The 22,618-nt window shown below is 71.4% G+C and carries 19 protein-coding genes; 7 read left to right on the top strand and 12 right to left on the bottom strand.

Annotation, left to right across the window (positions count from 1 at the left end; translation table 11 throughout):
- Positions 1–120 precede the first annotated feature (120 nt).
- The 6 genes from hflX to miaA form a co-directional block, all read right to left on the bottom strand.
- Positions 121–1,617: a GTPase HflX gene (gene hflX / locus ACIBJB_RS35215; protein ID WP_398936799.1), complete on the bottom strand. Its 1,497-nt coding sequence runs from the start codon at positions 1,615–1,617 to the stop codon at positions 121–123.
- Positions 1,618–1,751: 134 nt separating this feature from the next.
- Positions 1,752–3,293: a M1 family metallopeptidase gene (locus ACIBJB_RS35210; protein ID WP_398936797.1), complete on the bottom strand. Its 1,542-nt coding sequence runs from the start codon at positions 3,291–3,293 to the stop codon at positions 1,752–1,754.
- Positions 3,294–3,664: 371 nt separating this feature from the next.
- Positions 3,665–5,926, bottom strand: coding sequence for a RelA/SpoT family protein (locus tag ACIBJB_RS35205; RefSeq protein ID WP_398936795.1), 2,262 nt, complete (start codon positions 5,924–5,926; stop codon positions 3,665–3,667).
- A 284-nt stretch (positions 5,927–6,210) separates the two neighbouring features.
- Positions 6,211–7,080: a diaminopimelate epimerase gene (gene dapF, locus ACIBJB_RS35200; RefSeq protein WP_398936793.1), complete on the bottom strand. Its 870-nt coding sequence runs from the start codon at positions 7,078–7,080 to the stop codon at positions 6,211–6,213.
- Between the two features lie 109 nt (positions 7,081–7,189).
- Positions 7,190–7,693 carry a hypothetical protein gene (locus ACIBJB_RS35195; RefSeq protein WP_398937091.1) on the bottom strand — a complete coding sequence of 168 codons (504 nt, stop codon included), beginning with the start codon at positions 7,691–7,693 and terminating at the stop codon, positions 7,190–7,192.
- A gap of 108 nt (positions 7,694–7,801) precedes the next feature.
- The gene (gene miaA / locus ACIBJB_RS35190) at positions 7,802–8,740 is read right to left on the bottom strand and encodes a tRNA (adenosine(37)-N6)-dimethylallyltransferase MiaA (RefSeq protein WP_398936791.1); all 939 of its coding nucleotides are present in this window, start codon (positions 8,738–8,740) and stop codon (positions 7,802–7,804) included.
- A 183-nt stretch (positions 8,741–8,923) separates the two neighbouring features.
- On the opposite strand from miaA, the gene ACIBJB_RS35185 reads away from it, so the two are divergent.
- Entirely contained in the window at positions 8,924–9,253 is a 330-nt protein-coding gene (locus ACIBJB_RS35185; protein ID WP_398936789.1) for a hypothetical protein, read from the top strand.
- Positions 9,254–9,277: 24 nt separating this feature from the next.
- Positions 9,278–9,550 (top strand): antitoxin, encoded by a 273-nt coding sequence (locus ACIBJB_RS35180; protein WP_398936787.1) that lies wholly within the window; start codon positions 9,278–9,280, stop codon positions 9,548–9,550.
- A 107-nt stretch (positions 9,551–9,657) separates the two neighbouring features.
- Here the strand turns inward: ACIBJB_RS35180 and ACIBJB_RS35175 are convergent, their stop codons facing one another.
- The 3 genes from ACIBJB_RS35175 to miaB are packed head-to-tail and all read right to left on the bottom strand — an operon-like array spanning position 9,658 to position 12,244.
- Entirely contained in the window at positions 9,658–10,371 is a 714-nt protein-coding gene (locus tag ACIBJB_RS35175) for a class III extradiol dioxygenase subunit B-like domain-containing protein (protein ID WP_398936785.1), read from the bottom strand.
- 10 nt (positions 10,372–10,381) lie between these two features.
- Positions 10,382–10,678, bottom strand: coding sequence for a hypothetical protein (locus tag ACIBJB_RS35170; protein ID WP_398936783.1), 297 nt, complete (start codon positions 10,676–10,678; stop codon positions 10,382–10,384).
- A gap of 39 nt (positions 10,679–10,717) precedes the next feature.
- Positions 10,718–12,244, bottom strand: coding sequence for a tRNA (N6-isopentenyl adenosine(37)-C2)-methylthiotransferase MiaB (miaB, locus tag ACIBJB_RS35165; protein ID WP_398936781.1), 1,527 nt, complete (start codon positions 12,242–12,244; stop codon positions 10,718–10,720).
- A 450-nt stretch (positions 12,245–12,694) separates the two neighbouring features.
- On the opposite strand from miaB, the gene argG reads away from it, so the two are divergent.
- Positions 12,695–14,149, top strand: a complete 1,455-nt coding sequence (gene argG, locus ACIBJB_RS35160; RefSeq protein ID WP_398936779.1) for an argininosuccinate synthase — start codon at positions 12,695–12,697, stop codon at positions 14,147–14,149.
- A gap of 46 nt (positions 14,150–14,195) precedes the next feature.
- Here argG and rutA read toward each other — a convergent pair whose 3' ends face one another.
- Entirely contained in the window at positions 14,196–15,269 is a 1,074-nt protein-coding gene (gene rutA / locus ACIBJB_RS35155) for a pyrimidine utilization protein A (protein ID WP_398936777.1), read from the bottom strand.
- 169 nt (positions 15,270–15,438) lie between these two features.
- Here rutA and ACIBJB_RS35150 point away from each other — a divergent pair, with 169 nt between their 5' ends.
- Both ACIBJB_RS35150 and ACIBJB_RS35145 read left to right on the top strand, forming a co-directional pair.
- Complete coding sequence (locus ACIBJB_RS35150; protein ID WP_398936775.1) at positions 15,439–18,327, top strand: SpoIIE family protein phosphatase; 2,889 nt, start codon at positions 15,439–15,441, stop codon at positions 18,325–18,327.
- A 101-nt stretch (positions 18,328–18,428) separates the two neighbouring features.
- Positions 18,429–18,878 (top strand): hypothetical protein, encoded by a 450-nt coding sequence (locus tag ACIBJB_RS35145; protein WP_398936773.1) that lies wholly within the window; start codon positions 18,429–18,431, stop codon positions 18,876–18,878.
- On the opposite strand, the gene ACIBJB_RS35140 is transcribed toward ACIBJB_RS35145, so the two are convergent.
- Positions 18,865–19,518, bottom strand: coding sequence for a response regulator transcription factor (locus ACIBJB_RS35140; RefSeq protein ID WP_266558755.1), 654 nt, complete (start codon positions 19,516–19,518; stop codon positions 18,865–18,867). The genes ACIBJB_RS35145 and ACIBJB_RS35140 overlap by 14 nt on opposite strands.
- Positions 19,518–20,465: a HAMP domain-containing sensor histidine kinase gene (locus ACIBJB_RS35135; RefSeq protein ID WP_398936770.1), complete on the bottom strand. Its 948-nt coding sequence runs from the start codon at positions 20,463–20,465 to the stop codon at positions 19,518–19,520. The genes ACIBJB_RS35140 and ACIBJB_RS35135 overlap by 1 nt, the downstream gene beginning before the upstream one ends.
- A 161-nt stretch (positions 20,466–20,626) precedes the next feature.
- On the opposite strand from ACIBJB_RS35135, the gene ACIBJB_RS35130 reads away from it, so the two are divergent.
- The gene (locus ACIBJB_RS35130) at positions 20,627–21,112 is read left to right on the top strand and encodes a cation:proton antiporter regulatory subunit (RefSeq protein WP_398936768.1); all 486 of its coding nucleotides are present in this window, start codon (positions 20,627–20,629) and stop codon (positions 21,110–21,112) included.
- Positions 21,113–21,116: 4 nt separating this feature from the next.
- Entirely contained in the window at positions 21,117–22,340 is a 1,224-nt protein-coding gene (locus ACIBJB_RS35125) for a cation:proton antiporter (RefSeq protein WP_398936766.1), read from the top strand.
- The last annotated feature ends 278 nt before the right edge of the window (positions 22,341–22,618 follow it).

Here is a 22,618-nt window from a genome sequence, read left to right as displayed (position 1 = left end):
CCGCAACGACCACGAACCGTCGGTGACCTGAACACGCTGGAGGCCCGCCCTTCGGGAAAGGGCGGGCCTCTCAGAGAGCTACGGCTCAGAGAGCCGAGGCCCAGAGAGCTGCTACGACACTCAGGCCACCACCGGTGCCGGCACATACGGCGCCAGCTCCGCGGCCAGCTCCTCGTGCACCCGGACCTTGAGCAGGGTGCCCTCCGCGGTGTGCTCCTCGGAGATCACCTCGCCCTCGTCATGGGCACGAGCGACCAGCTTGCCGTGGGTGTACGGCACGAGCGCCTCGATCTCGACGGACGGCCTGGGCAGTTCGTTGTCGATCAGGGCGAGCAGTTCGGTGATGCCCTGGCCGGTACGGGCCGAGACCGCGAGGGAGCGCTTCTCGTTCCGCATCAGCCGCTGGAGCGTCAGCGGGTCGGCCGCGTCGGCCTTGTTGATCACGACGATCTCGGACACGTTGGTGGCGCCGACATCCCTGATCACCTCGCGGACGGCGGCCAGTTGCTCCTCCGGGTTCGGGTGCGAGCCGTCCACCACGTGCAGGATCAGGTCGGACTCGCCGACCTCCTCCATGGTGGAGCGGAACGCCTCGACCAGGTGGTGCGGCAGGTGCCGTACAAAACCGACGGTGTCGGCCAGCGTGTACAGGCGGCCGCTCGGGGTCTCCGCGCGGCGGACGGTCGGGTCGAGGGTCGCGAACAGCGAGTTCTCGACCAGGACGCCCGCGCCCGTGAGGCGGTTGAGCAGGGACGACTTGCCGGCGTTGGTGTAGCCCGCGATGGCGACCGAGGGCACCTTGTGGCGCTTGCGCTCCTGGCGCTTGATCTCGCGGCCGGTCTTCATGTCCGCGATCTCCCGGCGCATCTTCGCCATCTTCTCGCGGATCCGACGCCGGTCCGTCTCGATCTTGGTCTCACCGGGACCACGGGTGGCGAGGCCGCCGCCCTTGCCGCCGCCCATCTGACGGGACAGCGACTGACCCCAGCCTCGCAACCTCGGCAGCATGTACTGCATCTGCGCGAGCGCGACCTGCGCCTTGCCCTCTCGGGACTTGGCGTGCTGGGCGAAGATGTCGAGGATCAGGGCCGTACGGTCGATGACCTTGACCTTGACGACGTCCTCGAGGTGGATGAGCTGGCCCGGGCTGAGCTCACCGTCGCAGATGACGGTGTCCGCGCCGGTCTCCAGGACGATGTCCCGCAGCTCGTCGGCCTTGCCGGAACCGATGTACGTGGCCGCGTCGGGCTTGTCACGGCGCTGGATCACGCCGTCGAGCACCAGTGCGCCGGCGGTCTCCGCGAGGGCGGCGAGCTCCGCGAGGGAGTTGTCCGCGTCCTGCGCGGTCCCCGTGGTCCACACGCCGACGAGGACGACCCGCTCCAGACGGAGCTGGCGGTACTCGACCTCGGTGACGTCCTCGAGCTCGGTGGAGAGGCCCGCGACGCGGCGCAGGGCCGCGCGCTCGGAGCGGTCGAACTGCTCGCCGTCCCGCTCTCCGTCGATCTCGTGGCTCCAGGCGACGTCCTCTTCCATCAGGGCATCGGCCCGAAGACCTTCGGCGTATGTGTGCGCGAGGCGCTGCGTGTCCTGGGAAGGGGATGAAGAGGAGGTCATTTGGTCCTTACGTCGATGGGGATTCCGATTCGGCGGTCATGTGTCACAACGCACGAGCACCCCGGGAGATTCCCGCGCCCCGTGCCGCGCCGACCTGAAGATGGTCGCACGGTACGGGGCGTCTCGTCACCGCCTTATTTCACCCGTGCCACAGCCTTCCAGTCCGGGTGGCCGGGCATCGGTGGGGTCTTCTTGCCGTAGAGCCAGCCCTGGAGGAAGCCGCCGAGGTCGCGACCGGAGATCTGGGAGGCGAGGTGCACGAAGTCGGCGGTCGACGCCGCACCGTCCCGGTGTTCTTGCACCCACGCCCGTTCCAGGTTCTCGAAGGACTTGCGGCCGATCTCCTGGCGCAGGGCGTACAGGACCAGGGCGGCACCGTCGTAGACGTTCGGCCGGAAGATGCTGATCTTCTGGCCGGGCTGGGGCGGCTTGGGTGCGGCGGGCGGTCCGCCTTCGGTCCGCCAGCGGTTGGAGGCGCCGTACGCGGCCTTCATGCGCGCCTCAAGGGTGCGGCCCGCCTTCTCCTCCGCGTACAGGGCCTCGTACCAGGTGGCGTGTCCTTCGTTGAGCCACAGGTCCGACCAGGTGCGGGGGCTGACGCTGTCGCCGAACCACTGGTGGGCGAGCTCGTGGACCATGATCGACTCGACGTACCACTTGGGGTACGCGGGCTCGGTGAAGAGGTCCTTCTCGAAGAGGGACAGGGTTTGGGTTTCCAACTCGAAACCGGTGTCGGCGGCGGCCATGAGGATGCCGTACGTCTCGAAGGGGTACGGCCCGACCTTGCCCTCCATCCAGGCGAGCTGGCCGGGGGTCTTCTTGAGCCAGGGTTCGACCTTGGCGCGGTCCTTTGTGCGCACGACGTCCCGGACGGGCAGTCCGTGCGGTCCGCTGCGGCGCAGCACGGTGGAGCGGCCGATGGACACCTGAGCGAGTTCGGTGGCCATGGGGTGCCGGGTGCGGTACGTCCAGGTGGTCGCCCGGCCGGCGCGCTCCACGTCCGTCGGCAGGCCGTTGGCGACGGCCGTGTAGCCGTCGGGTGCGGTGACCCGGATGGTGAACATCGCCTTGTCGGAGGGGTGGTCGTTGCAGGGAAACACCAGGTGGGCGGCGTCGGCCTGGTTGGCCATGGCGAGCCCGTCCGCGGTGCGCAGCCAGCCGCCGTCCCGGTCGTCGGCGGAGACGGGGTCACTGGTGTGCCGGACGGTGATCCGCATCCAGCTGCCGGCGGGCAGCGGTCCGTCGGGCGTGACGACGAGGTCCTCGCCGGCACTGGTGAAGGCCGCGGACAGACCGTCGACCTCCACCGACTGGACCTCGCCGTGTGCGAAGTCGAGGTTGATGCGGTCGAGTTCGGTCGTCGTCCAGGCGTCGATCGTGGTGACGGCCGTGAGCGGCTTGCTGTTGTCGCCGGGGTAGGTGAAGGAGAGGTCGTACGACGCCACGTCGTAGCCGGGGTTGCCGAGGTGCGGGAAGAGGCGGTCACCGACCCCGAGCGGTGTGGCCGGGGCGCTCGCGGCCAGCAGGCAGACGGAGACGGCGGAGGCGAGCAGCGCGGCCGCCTTGCGCCGTCGGGCGTTTCCGGTACGGCGACGGGGGGCGTCGGAGCCGAGCCGGTCGGCGTGGGCTGGGTGCGTGTCGCTGGGACCGGCGTGTGTGTGGGAGCTGAGCGGCATGCACCACCGCTACCAGCGCGCGCGTGCGCGATGGCGACGACGCGCGACTGTCCCACTCGAACGGGGTGCTTCGGTTCCGTTGAGGAGACGCGCGAGGTTCTGTGGCCCGCCACGCGCGCGTGAGGGCCTGTGACCGACCACGCGCGCGTGAGTCCTGTGCGCCGCCACGCGCGCGTGAGGGCCCGTCGACCGACCCTGCATCCGCTCACTACGAGGTCCTGCGTCCGCTCACGACGAGGTCCTGCATCCGCTCACGAAGAGCTTTGGACCGGCCCTTCGCATGCGTGCAGACCTATGGACCGGTCTCCCACGCGCGTACAGACCTGTGGCCGCATCCCGGTCGGACGCGACCGCGACCCCTGAGGTGTCCCTCAGGCTCCAGGTGTCTGGGCCCTGCTCACGTCGTACACGCCGGCCACGTTCCGCATCGCCCGCATCAGCGCCGGCAGCCGGGCCGCATCCGGCAGCTGGACGGTGTAGGTGTGGCGTACTTGCTGCTGGCTGGGGGGTTCGACGGTCGCGGAGACGATCTCGGCGCCTTCGCCGGCCATGGCCTCGGTGAGGTCGGCGAGGAGGTGCGGTCGGCCGAACGATTCCGCGAACAGCGTGACCCGGCACCCGGCGGTGTCGCCCCAGCGCACGCCGACCTCCGTGCGCCCCACGCTCTTCATCCGCGCCACCGCGGCGCACTCGACGCGGTGCACGGTGACCACTCCCCCGCGCACGGCGAAGCCGGTGATCTCGTCGGGCGGTACGGGCGTGCAGCAACCGGCGAGCCGTACCGTCCCGCCGGGCTTGTCCACGAGGACGACGGCGCCGCCGGGGCGGTCGGCGGCCGGGATGTCGGAGGCCTGCGACTCGGCGATGATCCGACCCACGCTGTCGGGAGTGTCGGCAACCGGTGGCTCCGCGGCGGAGGCCCGGAAGGGGTTCGAATCCCCACGCCCGGCCTGCACGGCCTGCACGTCCTCAGTCGTCACGCCGACCGTCCCGCCCCGCTCCGCGATCTCCTCCGGCGTCTCGTGCGACGGATGGGTCGCGATCCACCGCTGGATGGCGATCCGCGCCGCGGGCGTGTGCGCGTGCTCCAGCCATTCCTTGGAGGGCTCCGCGGCGGGGTCCTGCCCCATGAGGAGCTGGACGGTGTCGCCGTCCTTCAGAACGGTGCTCAGGGTCGCCAGACGGCCGTTGACGCGGGCGCCGAGGCACGCGTGCGCGTCCTCGCCGTACTGCGCGTACGCGGCGTCCACACAGGTCGCGCCCTCGGGCAGGCCCAGGGTGCCGCCATCAGGCCGGAAGACGGTGATCTCACGGTCCTGGGCGAGGTCCTCACGGAGGGTCGACCAGAAGGTGTCGGCGTCGGGCGCGGCCGCCTGCCAGTCGAGGAGGCGGGAGAGCCAGCCGGGCCGGGTGGGGTCCACCCGCTCCTCGTCGGCGCCCGCGCCCGTGGACGCGCTCGGCGCCTCCGAGGCGTCCGAGGGCGACGCGTACGGATTGCCGAGCGCGACCACGCCGGCCTCGGCGACCTTGTGCATCTGGTGGGTGCGGATGAGGACTTCGACGACCTGGCCGTCGCCGCGGGCCACGGCGGTGTGCAGCGACTGGTACAGGTTGAACTTCGGTACGGCGATGAAGTCCTTGAACTCCGAGACGACAGGCGTCATACAGGTGTGCAGTTCGCCCAGGACGGCGTAGCAGTCCGCGTCCTCGCCGACCAGGACCAGCAGGCGGCCGAAGTCCGCACCGCGCAGCCTGCCGCGCTTGCGGGCCGTCCGGTGCACGGAGACGAAGTGGCGTGGCCGGATGACGACTTCGGCCGGGATCCCGGCCTCCCGCAGCACCCCCCGCACCTCGTCGGCGATCTCGGCGAGCGGGTCGTCCGCGCGGGCGGCGTTGTCGACGATCAGCTCACGCGTGTGCTCGTACTCCTCGGGGTGGAGGATCGCGAAGACCAGGTCTTCCAGCTCGGTCTTGAGCGCCTGGACACCGAGGCGTTCGGCGAGCGGAATCAGAACGTCGCGGGTGACCTTGGCGATGCGGGCCTGCTTCTCGGGGCGCATCACGCCGAGGGTGCGCATGTTGTGCAACCGGTCGGCGAGTTTGATCGACATCACGCGGACGTCGTTGCCGGTGGCGACGAGCATCTTGCGGAAGGTCTCGGGCTCGGCGGCGGCGCCGTAGTCGACCTTCTCCAGCTTGGTGACGCCGTCGACGAGGAAGCGGACCTCCGCGCCGAACTCCTTGCCGACCTGATCGAGCGTCACCTCGGTGTCCTCGACGGTGTCGTGGAGCAGAGAGGCCGTCAACGTCGTGGTCTCGGCGCCGAGTTCGGCGAGGATCAGGGTCACGGCGAGCGGATGTGTGATGTACGGCTCACCGCTCTTGCGCATCTGGCCGCGGTGCGAGGACTCGGCCAGGACCCAGGCGCGGCGCAGCGGCTCGAGGTCGGCGTCGGGGTGGTGGGCGCGGTGGGCCTCGGCGACATGGCCGATGGCGTCGGGCAGCCGGTCTCGGGCGGCGGGGCCGAGCAGCGCGGCGCGGCCCAGGCGGCGCAGGTCGATCCGCGCCCGCCAGCGGGCGGCCGCACCTGATACCGGACCTGGGGTCGCGGGGTTCGTGGCCTCCGCACTCATGGGCACCTCCGGCTGTGGACCGGCGGACGGGGTGCCCCATGGCGGACACGGCTCAGGGGATGGCATCTGTCCCCGTCCGGGCCGGTGCTTGATGCTACCGAGCCCATCACGCCCGACTGACCGCCTCTCGGCGAGCGTGAAACGGATCACCCAATCGAGCGAAGGCTTCCAGGTTTACGATTTCGCGCCGCCTGACCTGCGGCCAACCGCGGTTTTGCATCGCACAGGGGACCGAAGGCTGTGGTTCCATGCCCTGGGCCGTCCGAGTGCTGCGATTCATATGGTCAACCAACCGTGTTTTCCAGCCAGTCGGCGTCGATCTCACCCTCGGCGACGATCACCGCGGGGCCGGTCATCTCGATCTCGCCGTCGCTCCGCTCGGTGATCACCAGGGTGCCTCCGGGCACGTCGACGGTGTAGGTCGCCGGGGTGCCGGTGGCCACCGGGTCGGCGCCGTCCCGGCGGGCCGTGGCGACGGCGACGGCGCACGCGCCCGTGCCGCAGGACCGGGTCTCGCCCGCCCCGCGCTCGTGCACGCGCATGGCGACGTGGCGGGGGCCGCGGTCGACCACGAACTCGACGTTGACCCCGCTCGGGTAGGCGGCGGCCGGGCTGAACGGCGGCGGGGAGTACAGGTCACCGGCGTGCGCCAGGTCGTCCACGAAGGCGACGGCGTGCGGATTGCCCATGTTCACGTTGCGTGCGGGCCAGCTGCGGTCGCCGACGCTCACGGTGACGTCCCCCTCGGGGAGCAGCGCCTTGCCCATACCGACGGTGACGTCACCGCCCTTCGCGATGTGCACGGCCTTCACGCCCCCGCGCGTGGCCACCGCGAGGTCGCCCTCGGTGACGTGACCGGCGCGCTGGAGGTAGCGGGCGAAGACGCGTACGCCGTTGCCGCACATCTCGGCGATGGAACCGTCACCGTTGCGGTAGTCCATGAACCACTCGGCCTCCCCGGCCATGTGCGCGGCCTCGGGGTGCTCGGCGGACCGTACGACGTGGAGCAGACCGTCACCGCCGATGCCTGCCCGGCGGTCGCACAGGGCGGCGACGGCGGCGGGGGGCAGGTCGAGGGTGTTCTCGGGGTCCGGGACGATCACGAAGTCGTTCTCGGTGCCGTGGCCCTTGAGAAAGGGGATCCGGGTGCTCATGTCTCGATCGTACGTGCAGGCCGGTGGGGGGCGGCCCCCAGCTCATCGGCTGGTCGCGCCCACGCAGCGATAGCCGTAGATCGACACAGCCCCGCACCCCTGAAAGCCTCTAGCGGAGCCTCGCCACGCGCCAGACCGCGAGAACGACCACAACCGCTACCAGCAACACGTACCCGAGCACGACCCGCCAGTTCGCGCGGCGGCCGGATCCCCGCTGCGGCAGTCCCGGCCACGTGTAACCAACCCGGCGTGCGGCCATCATGCCCCAGCCCGCCGCACAGGAGCAGATCAGCAGGCCCAGCATCGCGATCACCGCTCCGCTGTCGCCGAAATCGAAGGCCAGGGGGAAGGCGAACATCAGGGAGCCGACCGCGGCCAGCGAGACGATGGGAGCGAGCTGCCAGATCCGCAGACGGCGCTGCGGGCGCAGCTCGACCTCGACCTCTTCCCCGCCCGGGAACATCTCCTCGGGCTCGGGACCGTCGGCGGTCACACCGCCCTGGGTCTCGTCGGGCCCGTCGGGGCTCAGACGGTCTGCGTCCTGCTCCGGTTCACCGCTCTCGGCGGTGAGGGGCTCGGTGCCGTGTGCGGTGTCGCGAGGGCCGGCCTCCATCGCCACGCGCCCTCCCAACTCGGACTCCACTTGGTCGATCGAAGCTCGATGATGGCACGGCGCCGGAGGCCCGGATGACGGCCGGAGCGTCCCGATGCCAGGACGTGATCAGGCTGTAACCGGTCGTTCGACCAACGCCAGTGCGAGCTGCGGAAGTTCTGTGAGATGCGCCGCAGCCCCACTCAACCAGTGCACCCGTGGATCGCGCCTGAACCATGAATCCTGACGGCGCGCGAAGCGTTTCGTGGCACGGATGGTCTCGGTCCGCGCGTCCTCCATCGTGCACTCCCCCGAGAGCGCCGCGAGCACCTGCTGGTACCCGAGCGCACGCGAGGCCGTGCGCCCCTCTCGCAACCCCCGCGCTTCCAGCTCCCGCACCTCGTCCACGAGCCCCGCCTCCCACATCCGGTCGACACGGCGCGCGATGCGCTCGTCGAGCTCGGGCCGCGCGACGTCGACGCCGATCTGGACGGTGTCGTAGACCGAGTCGTGGCCGGGGAGGTTGGCGGTGAAGGGCTTGCCGGTGATCTCGATCACCTCGAGGGCCCGGACGATACGGCGGCCGTTGCTGGGCAGGATCGCCTGCCCGGCCCCGGGGTCGGCGGCGGAGAGGCGGGCGTGCAGCGCGCCGGAGCCGCGCAGCACGAGTTCCTCCTCCAGACGGGCCCTGACGTCGGGGTCGGTGCCGGGGAACTCCAGGTTGTCGACCGCCCCGCGGACGTACAGCCCGGAGCCGCCGACGAGGATCGGCCAGCGGCCCTCGGCGAGCAGCGCGTCGATCCGGGCACGGGCCAGCCTCTGGTACTCGGCGACGGACGCCGTGACGGTCACGTCCCAGATGTCCAGGAGGTGGTGCGGGACGCCGCCGCGTTCCTCGGGCGTCAGCTTGGCGGTGCCGATATCCATCCCTCGGTAGAGCTGCATGGAGTCGGCGTTGACGACCTCGCCTCCCAGTCGCCGGGCGAGGAAGACGCCCAGATCGGACTTTCCGGCGGCGGTGGGTCCGACGACGGCGATGACGCGGGGGGAGGGGGGTGCGCTGCTCACCGCCCCAGTCTCGCAAACCCGGGAGCACCACCTCGAACGAGTTACGTGACGACGCGGGTCCGGTGTCGTTGCCAGTTGCGTGGTTTCCGCCGCCCTGTTCGCGGAGGCGGCGATCCGGGTGGCGCAATCGGGCGCTCCGGACGACGCGGGGTTCCCCCCGCACGAGTAACGTATGGAGTGGATATGGGCGTTTTCGCACGACTTCTCCGGAGGTCGAAGGCCACGGAGGAGGCGTCAACCGCCGAGGCGCAGGCCGACATCCGGACGGCCGAGCCCGCGGCGGAGGAGGCGGGAGAGGCGAAGGCGTCGACCGACGCCAAGGCCGAGGTCGAGACCGAACCCCAGGCCGAGGGCAGGACCGAGGCCGAGGTCGCCGACACGGCCGAGGACGCGGACGGAGCGACGGCGACGGAGGCCGGCGAGGACACCGCCGCCGAGGGCGTCGAGATCCCCAAGCAGCAGTCCGCCGACGAGGCGGCCGACCGTGAGGCCGGTGAGGGCGCCCGAACGTAACTGCCCCGCGTGGGAAGGCGAACGATGGGTCTCCTGGACAAGGTGAAGGCCAAGCTCGGCCCGGCCAAGGACAAGGTCTCCGGCCTCGCGCAACAGCACGGGGACAAGGTCCAGCACGGCCTCGACAAGGCCGCGCAGGTGGTGGACGAGAAGACCAGCGGAAAGTACAGCGGCAAGATCCAGACGGGCATGGGCAAGGCCAAGGGCGCCATGGACCGACTCGCGCACAAGGACGGCACGGAGGGACCGGGCGGCGGCAGCACGCCGCCACCGGCCTCACCGCCGCCGGCTTCCTGAACGGCAGCACGGCACACCGACGGACGGCCGCGGGGCAGGACCGCCCCCGGCCGGCCGCCGTTTTCCCGCCCGGGACTTCTCTACGGCTCCTGGGGGTCCTCCAGCCGTCAGGACCAGGTCGCGACCACGTACCCCACGCCGTACGGCGCGTCCTCGTACAACAGCGAGCCGCCGAGGTCCGCGCCCTCGGCCGCGCCCGCGAGGACCTGCCAGCAGGCCCGGCCGGAGGCCTTCAGTTCGTACGCCAGCTCGGCGTCCAGCGCTTGCAGGGCCGCCACGTCGGCCGAGCCCAGCGCCCGCGCGACCTCCGCGTCGAACGGGGCCGCGCGCTCGTCCAGGTAGCCGGGCGCCTTGAGCGTGCGGCAGGCGCTGGCGTCGCCCATCACCAGCAGCGCCACCCGCTCCGCCCGGGCGGCGATGTCCCTCCCGGTCTGAATACACCGCTCGGGCTCCAGAGGTTCCCCCACACCGAGTCCCTCGACCGGGGTGTCGGACCAGCCGATGCGGTCCAGCAGCCAGGCGGCGACGGCGAGGGAGGCGGGCAGCGGGCGCTGTGGGGCCGGTCCCCGCTCCGGCCCGAGCCGCACGTCCACGTCCACCCCGAAGCCGCGGAACGAGCCGCGGGCGCCCTGCGGGTGCGGGCCGCGCCCGCTCTGCTCGGCGGGCCCCACGACGACGAGGTGGTCCGGCCGGGCCGCCGCGAGCACGCCCAGCGCGTCCGTGCAGGCGGCGCGGGCCCCGTCGAGCTCGGGCGCCGCCCCGGCGGCGACCGGCGGCACGAGAAGGGGCGGACACGGACAGACAGCGGCTGCTACAAGCATGATCGGCAGCCTACTTCCAGGCCCACGGCCAGGACTCGGGATGGGTGCTCCACGTCAGTTCGGCGAGCCGGTACACCACGCGAAAAGTGGCCATCATGCCCTCGATGTTCGCGTAGTAGGCGTCCCCGTCGCCGATCCGGTAGACCTGTCGGCGCTTCTGGCGCAGAGCGACGCGTGGACGGTGGGTACAGGCGATCTCGTACAGGCGGGCGCGGGCCTCTTCCCGGGTGCCCTCGAAGTGCGCCACCTCGTCGAGGTCGTGATGGTCCCCGAAACTGCGGTCGACCAAAACCACCCAGCGCCCCATGCCCCGCCCCGCCTCTCCTCCCTGACCGGCGGCGGGCGCTCAGTGCGCCGCGCAGCCGCCCGTGGCCGCCGGCAGCGGCTCGGGGACCCCGATCTTCGGGAGGCCCAGCATGACACCCGCGGGTTCGGCGGCCTCTGCCGCGTTCCGCTTCTCCCATGCGTCCCCCGCGCGCGTGCGGCGCACATCGAGGACGGCGCCCTCGGCGAGGAGGTGGTGGGGGGCAGCGTAGGTGATCTCGACCGTGACCACGTCGCCGGGGCGGACCTCCTGGTCGGGCTTGGTGAAGTGGACCAGGCGGTTGTCGGGGGCGCGGCCGGAGAGGCGGTGGGTGGCGCCGTCCTTGCGGCCCTCGCCCTCGGCGACCATCAGCTCCAGGGTGCGGCCGACCTGCTTCTTGTTCTCCTCCCAGGAGATCTCCTCCTGGAGGGCGACAAGACGCTCGTAGCGCGCCTGGACGACCTCCTTGGGGATCTGGTTCTCCATGGTCGCGGCGGGGGTCCCGGGACGCTTGGAGTACTGGAAGGTGAAGGCCTGCGTGAAGCGGGCCTCGCGGACCACGTGCATGGTCTGCTCGAAGTCCTCCTCGGTCTCGCCGGGGAAGCCCACGATGATGTCGGTGGTGATCGCCGCGTGCGGGATGGCGGCGCGCACCTTCTTGATGATCCCCAGGTAGCGCTCCTGGCGGTACGAGCGGCGCATCGCCTTCAGCACCGTGTCGGAGCCGGACTGCAGGGGCATGTGCAGCTGCGGCATGACGTTCGGCGTCTCGGCCATCGCCGCGATGACGTCGTCGGTGAAGTCGCGCGGGTGCGGGGAGGTGAAGCGGACGCGCTCCAGGCCCTCGATCGCCCCGCACGCGCGCAGCAGCTTGCTGAACGCCTCGCGGTCGCCGATGTCGGAGCCGTACGCGTTGACGTTCTGGCCGAGCAGCGTGATCTCGGAGACGCCTTCGCCGACCAGTGTCTCGATCTCGGCGAGGATGTCGCCGGTGCGACGGTCCTTCTCCTTGCCGCGCAGGGCCGGGACGATGCAGAAGGTGCAGGTGTTGTTGCAGCCGACGGAGATCGACACCCAGGCCGCGTAGGCGCTCTCGCGCCGGGTCGGCAGCGTGGACGGGAACGCCTCAAGGGACTCGGCGATCTCGACCTGCGCCTCTTCCTGCACGCGCGCGCGTTCCAGCAGGACCGGCAGTTTGCCGATGTTGTGCGTGCCGAAGACGACGTCCACCCAGGGCGCCTTCTTCACGATGGTGTCGCGGTCCTTCTGCGCGAGACAGCCGCCGACCGCGATCTGCATGCCGGGCCGCGAGGCCTTGCGCGGCGCGAGCCGGCCGAGGTTGCCGTAGAGCCGGTTGTCGGCGTTCTCCCGCACCGCGCAGGTGTTGAAGACGACGACGTCCGCGTCCCCGTCGGAGCCCTCGGGGGCGGGCACGTATCCCGCCTCCTCCAGCAGCCCGGACAATCGCTCGGAGTCGTGGACGTTCATCTGGCACCCGTACGTGCGCACTTCATACGTTTTCGGAGATGAAACGTCCACTGCCGGGCTCCGGTCGCTGCTGATGGTCATGGGTCAAGGGTAGGCGCTTGCGGGGAGCGCCCGTCCCGGGGTGAGCGGCTCCCCGCGCTCCCGCCCCCTCCGGACCGGACCTCTCCCCCGACCACCACGAAGCGGACACCTGGGACCTGTCCGCCGCAAGGCGTGCGGCGGGCCTGACCCGCGGAGCGCCCGAACCCCGGTGCCGGTGGTGTCGGCCGCTCGCAGCAGGCGTGCACGCCCCTGGAGCGCGGGGTGGCCCTGGTGGTGAACGTGGCGAGCTCCCTCCGTGGACCCCGGGATCGAGGACGTGGTCGCGGACCTGAGCGACGGGGGTCTGCGCGCGCTCACCGCCCACGCCCACGCCATTGTCGGGGCCGACAGGCGCCGACTTTCGAGGCGGCTGCACGGATGACGTGAATCACGTGAGGGGTGGCACTGAGGGGCTTTGCATGACCATGCGCGGTGATGCATAATCTTCCTATGTCCAAGGTCCTCACGTCCCTCCCCGCCGGCGAGCGCGTCGGCATCGCCTTCTCCGGCGGTCTCGACACCTCCGTCGCGGTCGCGTGGATGCGCGACAAGGGCGCCATCCCCTGCACCTACACCGCGAACATCGGCCAGTACGACGAGCCCGACATCGACTCGGTGCCCGGCCGCGCGCAGGCCTACGGTGCCGAGATCGCGCGCCTGGTCGACTGCCGTGCCGCGCTGGTCGAGGAGGGACTGGCCGCGCTCACCTGCGGGGCGTTCCACATCCGCTCGGGCGGACGCGCGTACTTCAACACCACGCCCCTGGGCCGCGCCGTCACCGGCACGCTCCTGGTCCGGGCGATGCTGGAGGACAACGTCCAGATCTGGGGCGACGGCTCGACCTTCAAGGGCAACGACATCGAGCGGTTCTACCGCTACGGTCTGCTCGCCAACCCGAACCTGCGGATCTACAAGCCCTGGCTGGACGCGGACTTCGTGACCGAGCTCGGCGGCCGCAAGGAGATGTCCGAGTGGCTGGTCGCGCACCAGCTGCCGTACCGGGACTCAACCGAGAAGGCGTACTCCACGGACGCCAACATCTGGGGCGCCACGCACGAGGCCAAGACCCTGGAGCACCTCAACACCGGCATCGAGACCGTCGAGCCGATCATGGGCGTCAAGTTCTGGGACCCGTCGGTCGAGATCGCGCCCGAGGACGTGACGATCGGCTTCGACCAGGGCCGACCGGTGACCATCAACGGCAAGGAGTTCGGCTCCGCCGTCGACCTGGTCATGGAGGCCAACGCGATCGGCGGCCGGCACGGCCTCGGCATGTCCGACCAGATCGAGAACCGGATCATCGAGGCGAAGAGCCGCGGCATCTACGAGGCGCCCGGCATGGCCCTGCTGCACGCGGCCTACGAGCGGCTCGTCAACGCCATCCACAACGAGGACACCGTCGCCCAGTACCACAACGAGGGCCGGCGCCTGGGCCGTCTCATGTACGAGGGCCGCTGGCTGGACCCGCAGGCCCTGATGATCCGCGAGTCGCTCCAGCGCTGGGTCGGCGCGGCGATCACCGGCGAGGTCACCCTGCGTTTGCGGCGCGGCGAGGACTACTCGATCCTCGACACCACGGGCCCGGCGTTCTCGTACCACCCGGACAAGCTGTCGATGGAGCGGACCGAGGACTCGGCCTTCGGCCCGGTGGACCGGATCGGCCAGCTCACCATGCGCAACCTCGACATCGCCGACTCCCGCGCCAAGCTGGAGCAGTACGCCGGTCTCGGCCTCATCGGCACCGGCAGCCCCACGATCGGCGCCTCCCAGGCCGCCGCGACCGGGCTGATCGGCACCATGCCGGAACTGCCCGAGGGCGGCGCCGAGGCGATCGCGTCGCGCGGCGAGGTCTCGGAGGACGAGGCCCTGCTGGACCGGGCCGCCATGGAGTTCGGCACGGACTGAGTGACCTGTGTCGAAGGGGCCGGTGCGAGACAGCGCCGGCCTCTTCTCATGCCCGCCCCTCCCGTGACCGCATCAACGGCTGGATCCGCGTCCCGAACGTCTCGATCCCCTCGAGGAAGTCGTCGAAGACGAGCATGATCCCCTTGGTCCCCTCGACCCCGGCGATCTCGTCGAGCATGCGCGCGACACTCTCGTACGACCCGACGAGCGTCCCCATGTTGAAGTTCACGGCGCCCTCGGGCAGCACGATGGTGCGGGCCGTGGAGGAGTCGTCGGCGCTGGTGTCGGTGGCCGACTCCCCGGCCATGTAGGCGAGCGCCGCGTGGTCGGCACCGTCGTGGTAGTCCTGCCACTTCGCGCGGGCGGCCTCGTCGGTCTCGTCGGCGATGACCATGAACAGGGACAGGGCACCGACGTCACGGCCGGTCTCCCGCGCCGCCTGAACCAGCGTGGCCGCGCTGTCCGAGAAGGCCAGCGGTGTGTTCACCCCGCTGCCCAGGATGAAGTTGTAGTCGGCGTGCCCGGCGGCGAACCGCATGCCCGTGCCGCTCTGCCCTGCGGCCACGATGTCGATGTGCCCGTCCGTGGGCCGCGGCGAGAGCACGCAGTCGTCCATCTCGTAGAACTCGCCCTTGAAGTTGCTGACGCCCTCGCTCCACAGCTCCTTCATCACCGTCACGTACTCCACGGCCCGCGCGTACCGGTTGCCGAAGTGCTCGTCGCCGGGCCATACGCCCATCTGCGCGTACTCGCCGGGTGCCCAGCCGGTGACGATGTTGACGCCGAACCGCCCGGGAGCGATGGAGTCGACCGTGACCGCCATGCGCGCGACGATCGCCGGCGGCAGGGCGAGGATCGGTGTGGAGGCGTACAGCCTGATCCGCTCGGTGACCGCGGCCAGGCCCGCCATCAGCGTGAACGACTCCAGGCAGTGGTCCCAGAACTCGGTCTCGCCGCCGAAGCCCTTGAGTTTGATCATGGACAGGGCGAAGTCGAACCCGTGCTCCTCGGCCTTCTGCACGACCGCCTTGTTGAGCTCGAAGGTCGGCATGTACTGCGGGGAACTCTTGGAGATGAGCCAGCCGTTGTTGCCGATGGGGATGAAGACACCGATGTCCATGCCGCTCCTCATGATCGGAGACTGCCCGGTCCGACGGCACGGTACACGGCCGGGATTTCGGCAACTTCCTGTGAAGTATGGGCAGTTGAGGTGAGGAAGGGGCGGAGGACAGCTCGACGGAAACGGTGAAGCAGGTTTCGAACGGAAACGGGAACGATAAGTTCCCTCCATGAACGCGCGGCTCGCTCTTCTCGGCACGGTCACCCCTGGTGCGACGGAGAGCGAGGTCTTCCGGCTGGCGCTCGGGCATGCGGTCGGCGAGCTGAGCGCGCTCGGCGGGGCCATGCACCTGCGCGGCCCGATGTCCGCGCTGCGCCTGGTGTCGTCCGTCGGTCTGCCACCCGCCCTCACCCGCTCCTGGGAGATCGTCGACCAGGAGGGCCCCCTGGCCCCGGCCCGCGCGCTCCAGCAGGGCGAGGGCGTCTGGGTGCCGCTGTCCCAGGACGCGCAGGACGAGGTCCCCTGGCCCGGCACCGGCCTCGCCGCCCTCCCGGTGTTCAGCGGCCGGCGCAGCATCGGCGCGCTGACCGTCCTGGCCGGTGAGCGGGGCGAACCCACCCCGCGGCACTGGAACTTCCTGCGGGACGTCGTCGCCTGGACCGAGGACCGCATGGCCCAGGCACCGCCGCCGTCCGGCCCCTCCCAGGCGGAACCGGGCGGCGAACGGCTCCGGCAGGCACTGAAGGAGGTCCAGGTCGGCTCATGGGACTGGGACATCCGCAACGGTGACCTGATCTGGGACGAGGCCGCCCTGGCGCTGTACGGCACCCGCCCGACCGACTTCACCGGCCGGATCGACAACTGGATGCGGATCGTCCACCCCGACGACCTGGCGCCCACGCTGGCGGCGGCGCAGCGGGCCATCCTCGACCACAGCGTCTACGAGGCCGAGTACCGCGTACGGCGCCTGGACGGCACGTGGGGCTGGACGCAGGCCCGCGGCCGGGCCACCTACGACGAGCAGGGCGAGCCCCTCCGGATGATCGGGGTGGGCTGGGAGAGCAACGAGTCGCGCACCGCGCGCGACGCCCTCAGCAGGGCCCTGAGACACATGAGCGACGGCTTCCTCGCGGTGGACGACGAGTGGCGGATCACCTTCGCCAACCTGGAGGCGGAACGCTTCCTCGGCTTCTCCGAGGAGGAGCTGTTCGGGCGCCTGCTGTGGGACCTGCCGGCCACCCGACAGGTCCCGGGTCTGAGGGAGGGCTGTCTGGAGGCCGCGGCCGAGGAGAGGCCCGCCGGGTTCGACGTGTACATCGCGGACTGCCGGCGGCGACTGCACGTACGGCTGGTGCCGGGACCCGACGGCCGCACCCTCTACTTCCAGGACGTCACGGAGAAGCGCCGGCTGGCGGAGGAGCGGCAGGCGACGGAACGGGCCGCGGCCGAGCGTGCGGTGCGGATCGCCGAGCTGACCACGGAGCTCGCCAAGGCGACGACGTCACGGGACGTGGTGGACGCGGTCGCCCGGCGGGTGCTGCCGCCGTTCGCCGCCTCCGGGCTGATGGTCCAGGTCAGCGAGGGCGACCGGCTCCACCACGTCGGTGCGGTCGGCTACCCCCAGGACTTCGTGGCCCTCCTCGACAGCCGTTCCCGGGCGGCGACCGGCGATCCCGCCTGGGACACGATCGCGTCCGGCCTCCCGCTGTTCATGTCCTCGGCCCACGAGTACGCCGCCCGCTATCCCGAACTGGCCGGCTTCCCCGCCCGCGGCGAGAAGAAGTCCTGGGCCTTCCTGCCGCTGACGGCGTCCGGGCACACCTTCGGCGTGTGCGTGGTCTCCTTCGACCGGCCGCGCCTGCTCGACGACGAGGAACGCGCCCTGCTCACCACGATCACCGCCCTCGTCGCCCAGTCCCTGGAGCGGGCCCGGCTCTACGACGCCGAGCACACCCGGTCCCGGGAACTCCAGCGCAGTCTGCTCCCCCAGGCGCTGCCCGACCTGCCCGCGTGCACGGCGGCCGCGCGCTATCTGCCGGCCGGACCGGGCGCGGACGTGGGCGGCGACTGGTACGACCTCATCCCGCTGTCCGGCGGCCGGGTCGCGCTGGTCGTCGGCGACGTGATGGGCCACGGTCTGCCGGAGGCGGCCACCATGGGCCGGCTGCGCACCGCGGTGCACACCCTGGCCGACCTGGAGCTGCCGCCCGGCGAGATCCTCGGCCACCTCAACGACATCGTCGGCGGCATGGGCGAGACGTCGTACGCCACCTGTCTGTACGCGCTCTACGACCCGACGACCCGGGTCTGCTCCATCGCCCGGGCCGGCCATCCACCGCCGGCTCTCGTACGGCCCGACGGAACCGTGCACTTCCCCGAGCCGGACGCCGATCCCCCGCTGGGAGCCGCCAAGCCGCCGTTCGAGACGGCCGAGCTGGAGGTGCCCGAGGGCAGTCTGCTCGTGCTGTACACCGACGGGCTGGTGGAATCGGCGAAGCGGGAGATCGACGAGGGCATGGCGGAGCTGGCGCGGCTGCTCGGGGCCGCCCACGCCGACGGGACCGCCGTAGACCTTGAACGCCTGTGCGACACGTTGACGGCCGGGCTCCTGCCGACGGACCAGCAGGCGGCCGACGACGCGGCGTTCCTGGTGGCCCGTCTGCACGCGCTGCCGGCCGACCGGATGGCCGGCTGGTCCCTGCCCGAGGACCCGAAGGCGGCGAGCCAGGCCCGCCGCCACATCCGCGAACAGCTCGCGGCCTGGGACCTGGACGACCTGTCCCCCACCACGGAGCTCCTGGTCAGCGAACTGGTCGGCAACGTCGTCCGGCACGCCCGCGGTCCCGTCCGGCTGCGCCTTCTGCACACCACCGAGCTGATCTGCGAGGTCTACGACGGCAGCCAGACCATGCCCCGTATCCGCCGGGCCACGGAGACCGACGAGGGCGGCCGGGGTCTGCAGCTCATCTCGGCCCTCTCCACCCGCTGGGGCGCCCGCTTCACCCCCACGGGCAAGTGCATCTGGACGGAACAGTCCCTGCGGGGCCCGGACCTGCCGTCGGACGTGCTCTTCCTGAACCCCGCGGACTTCGACGAGGACTGGGACGCACTCCTGTGACGACGTGTGCCCGTTCGGCCCAGCACAACGGGCCGGACGCCGGGGCGCGTCCCTAGGGTCGCGGTGACGGCTGTTGAGGCCCCACCCGAAAGGCACGACCCATGGCAATACGCACCACACTCACCGGCGCCGCGGTGGCGGTCCTGGCGACCGCAGGACCGCTGACCGGCGTCGCACACGCTCAAGGCGACCTGGACTGCGCCGACTTCCGCTTCCAGGAGGACGCGCAGGCGGAGTTCGACCGCGACCGCACCGACCCCAACCGGCTCGACGAGGACCAGGGACGGGACGACGGCATCGCCTGTGAGGTGCTGCCCCGAAGGGACACCGCGGCCGTGAGCGTGGCCACACGTCCTCCGACCACGGCTCTTCCGACCACGGCTCTTCCGACGCTCGGTGTCCAGGGCGGGTCCGGTGGCAGCGTGGGCCCGGCCGGCTTCGAGCGGGCGATCGGGGTGGCACTGGCACTCGGCGGGGCAGGGCTCGCGGGTGCTTATGTGGTGCGGCGGCGTCGGGCCACACAGCCGCAGTCCCGCCTCAAGGATCGATGAGCCCCGCCCGTATCGCATACCGGGTCAGCTCCAGCCGGTCCCGCATCCCCAGCTTGTGCAGCAGGTTCGCCCGATGCCGCTCGACCGTCTTCGCGCTGATGAACAGCAGTTCGCCGATCTCCTTCGTGGTGTGCCCCTCGGCGACGAGCTTGAGAATCTCCTCCTCGCGCTCGGTGACGGCCCGCGCGGGCAGGTCGTCGCCGCGGTGCAGCCGGTCGAGGTAGGAGCGGACGAGGGCCCGCTCGGCCCCGGGGTAGACGAAGGACTCGTCGCGTACGGCGGCCCGGCACGCCTCGACGAGATCGCGGTCGGCGACGGACTTGAGGACGTATCCGCTGGCCCCAGCTTTGAGGGCCTCGAAGAAGTACTGCTCGTTGTCGTACATCGTCAGAATCAGGATCCGCAGGTCCGGCAGCCGCCGGGACAGCTCGCGAGCCGCCTGGAGCCCGGTCATCCGTGGCATGGCGATGTCCAGTACGGCGAGATCGACCTCACGCGCGCGTGCCAGCTCCACCGCCTCCGCACCGTCGCCCGCCTCGGCCACGACCGTGAGGTCCGGCTCCCCCTCGAGAATCAGCCGCACTCCCCGCCGTACGAGAGTGTGGTCGTCGGCGAGCAGTACACGCGTCGGCGCGGACATCAGCGCACCCCCGCCACGACCGGTATCCGCAACCGCACATCCGTCCCCCGCCCGGGCCCCGGCGCCACCGAGAACACCGCGCCGACCAGCAGCGCCCGCTCCCGCATGCCCTGTATCCCGGCTCCCTCGACCGCCCTGCCCACCCCCTTGCCGTTGTCACGTACGAGGAGTTCGACACCCCCCGAAACCGACTGGAGCCGCACCTCGGCACGGTCGGCGGCGGAGTGCCGCGCGGTATTCGTGAGCCCCTCCTGGGCCACCCGGTAGACGACCAGTTCCGACTCCTCGGTCAGCCGGGGCAGATCGCCGCCGACGTGGTGGCGCACGGTGAGTCCGTGCGTGGTGAACTCGGCCGCGAGCGACCGCAAGGCGCTGGGCAGCCCGAGCTCCTCCAGCACACCGGGCCGCAGCCGCCGCGCGATCCGACGGATCTCGTCCAGCCCGGCCCGGGTCGCCTCCTGCGCCTGTCCCACTTCCTCCCGCAGCTCCTCCGGCGCCCGGTCGGCGACCCGCTTCAGCTGGAGCAGAACGGCGGTCAGCGTCTGCCCGACCTCGTCGTGCAGCTCACGCGCGATGCGATGCCGCTCCCTCTCCTGCGCGGAGAGCGCGTGGGCCGCGCCGGTCGCCCGCTCGGCCTCCAGCCGGTCGAGCATGGTGTTGTACGTCGTGATCAGCGCGGCCGTCTCGGAAGGCCCGGAGACGGGCGCACGCACACCGGGGCGCAGCAGATCCGCGGCGGCCATGGCCCGCCCGAGCCGCTGCAGCGGGACGAGCCCGACCCGCAGCACGAGGGCATTGGCGACCAGCAGCAGGGCGAGCCCCCCAAGGACGACCACCGCCTCCCCCTGCCGGACGGGCGTCGACACGGTGACCGGCCCCAGCAGCAGCGCGGCGGCGACGACGAGGCCCACGGCGTTGAGCGAGAAGATCCGCCAGAACAGCGACACGGCCTTGCCCTCACTCCTCCCGTACGACGCCCGAGGCCCCAGCCTCGCCGGTCCCCGCCGCTCGCGTATATCCGTCACGTCACCCATATCGCCACCGTACGGGGGCCTGGCAGCATGCCAATCCGGCACCCGTGATCACACGAACAACAAGGGGAAGAAACGTGTCTGCACCACGCCTGAGGGCGACGCCGCTGCCGGGGATCGGGGTCCAGTACGACCTCATGACCCGCGAGGACCGCCATCTCTCCGTGGTGGCGCACCGGGACGGTGCCCGGACCGTGAGCGTGTACCGGGCCGACGACCCCGACTCCTGCGCCCAGTCGCTGCGCCTGACCGGCTCTGAGGCGGGCGCCCTGATCGACGCGCTGAAGCCCTCCCACCACAGCGCGAGCCTCCTCTACGCCTCCGACCTGGGCCTGGTGGCCGAGCGCATCGAGGTGGCGGCCGGCTCCCGCTGGAACGGCCGGGTCCTCGGCGACACGAAGATGCGCACGGACACCGGCGCGTCCGTCGTGGCGGTCCTGCGCCGGGCCGAGGCGATCCCGTCACCCGCACCGGACTTCCGCCTGGCGGGCGGCGACATCCTGATCGTCGTGGGCACCCGCGAGGGCGTGGACGCCGCCGCGGCGATCCTCGGGCGGGAGTGACAGGGTGCACTCCGCGACCCTCCTGATCGAGTTCGGCTCGATCATCCTCGGCCTGGGTCTCCTGGGCCGTTTCGCCGCCCGTTTCCGCCTCTCCCCCATCCCTCTCTACCTCCTGGCCGGCCTGGCCTTCGGCGAGGGCGGCCTGCTCCCGCTCGGCGCGAGCGAGGAGTTCGTCTCGATAGGCGCCGAAATAGGCGTCATCCTCCTGCTCCTGATGCTCGGCCTCGAATACACGGCCGGCGACCTGGTCACCAACCTCAAGGCTCACTACCCCTCCGGCCTGGTCGACGGCGCGCTCAACGCCCTCCCGGGAGCGGCGGCCGCCCTCCTCCTCGGCTGGGGCCCGGTGGCGGCAGTGGTCCTGGCGGGCGTCACCTGGATCTCCTCCTCCGGCGTCATAGCCAAGGTCCTGGGCGACCTCGGCCGAGTCGGCAACAGGGAAACCCCGGTGATCCTCAGCGTCCTGGTCCTGGAGGACCTGGCGATGGCGGTCTACCTGCCCATCGTCACCGCCCTCGTGGCCGGCGCGGGCCTGCTGGCCGGAAGCCTGACCCTGGCGATCGCCCTGGGCGCGGCCGGCCTGGTCCTCTTCGTAGCGGTCCGCTACGGCCGCCTGATCTCCCGCTTCGTCTCGAGCGACGACCCGGAGAAGCTCCTGCTGGTGGTCCTGGGCCTGACGATCCTGGTGGCGGGCGTGGCCCAGCAACTCCAGGTCTCGGCAGCGGTGGGCGCGTTCCTCGTGGGCATAGCCCTCTCGGGCGAGGTGGCCGAGGGCGCCCACACCCTCCTGAGCCCCCTGCGCGACCTCTTTGCCGCGGTCTTCTTCGTCTTCTTCGGCCTCCACACAGACCCGGCGAGCATCCCCCCGGTCCTGCTCCCCGCCCTCGCTCTCGCCCTGGTCACCGCAGCCACAAAGATCGCCACCGGCTACTGGGCAGCCCGCCGAGCCGGAATCTCCCCCAAGGGCCGCTGGCGCACCGGCGGCGCCCTGGTCGCCCGCGGCGAGTTCTCCATCGTCATAGCGGGCCTGGCGGTCTCCGCCGGCATAGAACCCTCCCTGGGCCCCCTGGCCACGGCCTACGTCCTCATCCTGGTCATCCTCGGCCCCCTCACAGCCCGCTACACGGAGCCCCTGGCAACACGACTGACGACGCGCCGCGAGTCCCCGACGACGACGGAGAGCGGTTCGCGAGTGGCGGAGGCGTCGGTGGGGCGGGACGGCGCCTAAGGCTGCGCTGGGCTTGGGCAGGGCGCCTACGGGGGTGCCGGGTCAGGTTGTCGGGCGGCTGTCGGCCGGTGGGGGCTGGTCGCGCAGTTCCCCGCGCCCCTAGGGGGTTGCAGTCACCCCCGTCGCAATGGACCGTTCGCCACGACGGGCCGTTAGCCGCGTACGGCGCGCAGGGGACGGGGTGGGGGGTGTCCGCCCGCAGCGGCCGGCGTCCGTTACCGAGCCCCGCGCCAGAAAACCCGCCCCCCGCCCCCGGGCGGCGCCCCCCCCCCCCCGCC

This window comes from Streptomyces sp. NPDC050759, from assembly GCF_044456945.1.
GTDB lineage: Bacteria > Actinomycetota > Actinomycetes > Streptomycetales > Streptomycetaceae > Streptomyces.
Note: the sequence above shows the minus strand (reverse complement) of the source record. Positions and strands in the feature narration are given on the sequence as shown.

What these genes read in the sequence shown, in the direction of transcription:
- hflX (WP_398936799.1), bottom strand. Translation starts at nt 1,617, where the DNA reads ATGACCTCCTCTTCATCCCCTTCCCAGGACACGCAGCGCCTCGCGCAC.
- ACIBJB_RS35210 (WP_398936797.1), bottom strand. Translation starts at nt 3,293, where the DNA reads ATGCCGCTCAGCTCCCACACACACGCCGGTCCCAGCGACACGCACCCA.
- ACIBJB_RS35205 (WP_398936795.1), bottom strand. Translation starts at nt 5,926, where the DNA reads ATGAGTGCGGAGGCCACGAACCCCGCGACCCCAGGTCCGGTATCAGGT.
- dapF (WP_398936793.1), bottom strand. Translation starts at nt 7,080, where the DNA reads ATGAGCACCCGGATCCCCTTTCTCAAGGGCCACGGCACCGAGAACGAC.
- ACIBJB_RS35195 (WP_398937091.1), bottom strand. Translation starts at nt 7,693, where the DNA reads ATGGAGGCCGGCCCTCGCGACACCGCACACGGCACCGAGCCCCTCACC.
- ACIBJB_RS35185 (WP_398936789.1), top strand. Translation starts at nt 8,924, where the DNA reads ATGGGCGTTTTCGCACGACTTCTCCGGAGGTCGAAGGCCACGGAGGAG.
- ACIBJB_RS35180 (WP_398936787.1), top strand. Translation starts at nt 9,278, where the DNA reads ATGGGTCTCCTGGACAAGGTGAAGGCCAAGCTCGGCCCGGCCAAGGAC.
- ACIBJB_RS35175 (WP_398936785.1), bottom strand. Translation starts at nt 10,371, where the DNA reads ATGCTTGTAGCAGCCGCTGTCTGTCCGTGTCCGCCCCTTCTCGTGCCG.
- ACIBJB_RS35170 (WP_398936783.1), bottom strand. Translation starts at nt 10,678, where the DNA reads ATGGGGCGCTGGGTGGTTTTGGTCGACCGCAGTTTCGGGGACCATCAC.
- miaB (WP_398936781.1), bottom strand. Translation starts at nt 12,244, where the DNA reads ATGACCATCAGCAGCGACCGGAGCCCGGCAGTGGACGTTTCATCTCCG.
- argG (WP_398936779.1), top strand. Translation starts at nt 12,695, where the DNA reads ATGTCCAAGGTCCTCACGTCCCTCCCCGCCGGCGAGCGCGTCGGCATC.
- rutA (WP_398936777.1), bottom strand. Translation starts at nt 15,269, where the DNA reads ATGGACATCGGTGTCTTCATCCCCATCGGCAACAACGGCTGGCTCATC.
- ACIBJB_RS35150 (WP_398936775.1), top strand. Translation starts at nt 15,439, where the DNA reads ATGAACGCGCGGCTCGCTCTTCTCGGCACGGTCACCCCTGGTGCGACG.
- ACIBJB_RS35145 (WP_398936773.1), top strand. Translation starts at nt 18,429, where the DNA reads ATGGCAATACGCACCACACTCACCGGCGCCGCGGTGGCGGTCCTGGCG.
- ACIBJB_RS35140 (WP_266558755.1), bottom strand. Translation starts at nt 19,518, where the DNA reads ATGTCCGCGCCGACGCGTGTACTGCTCGCCGACGACCACACTCTCGTA.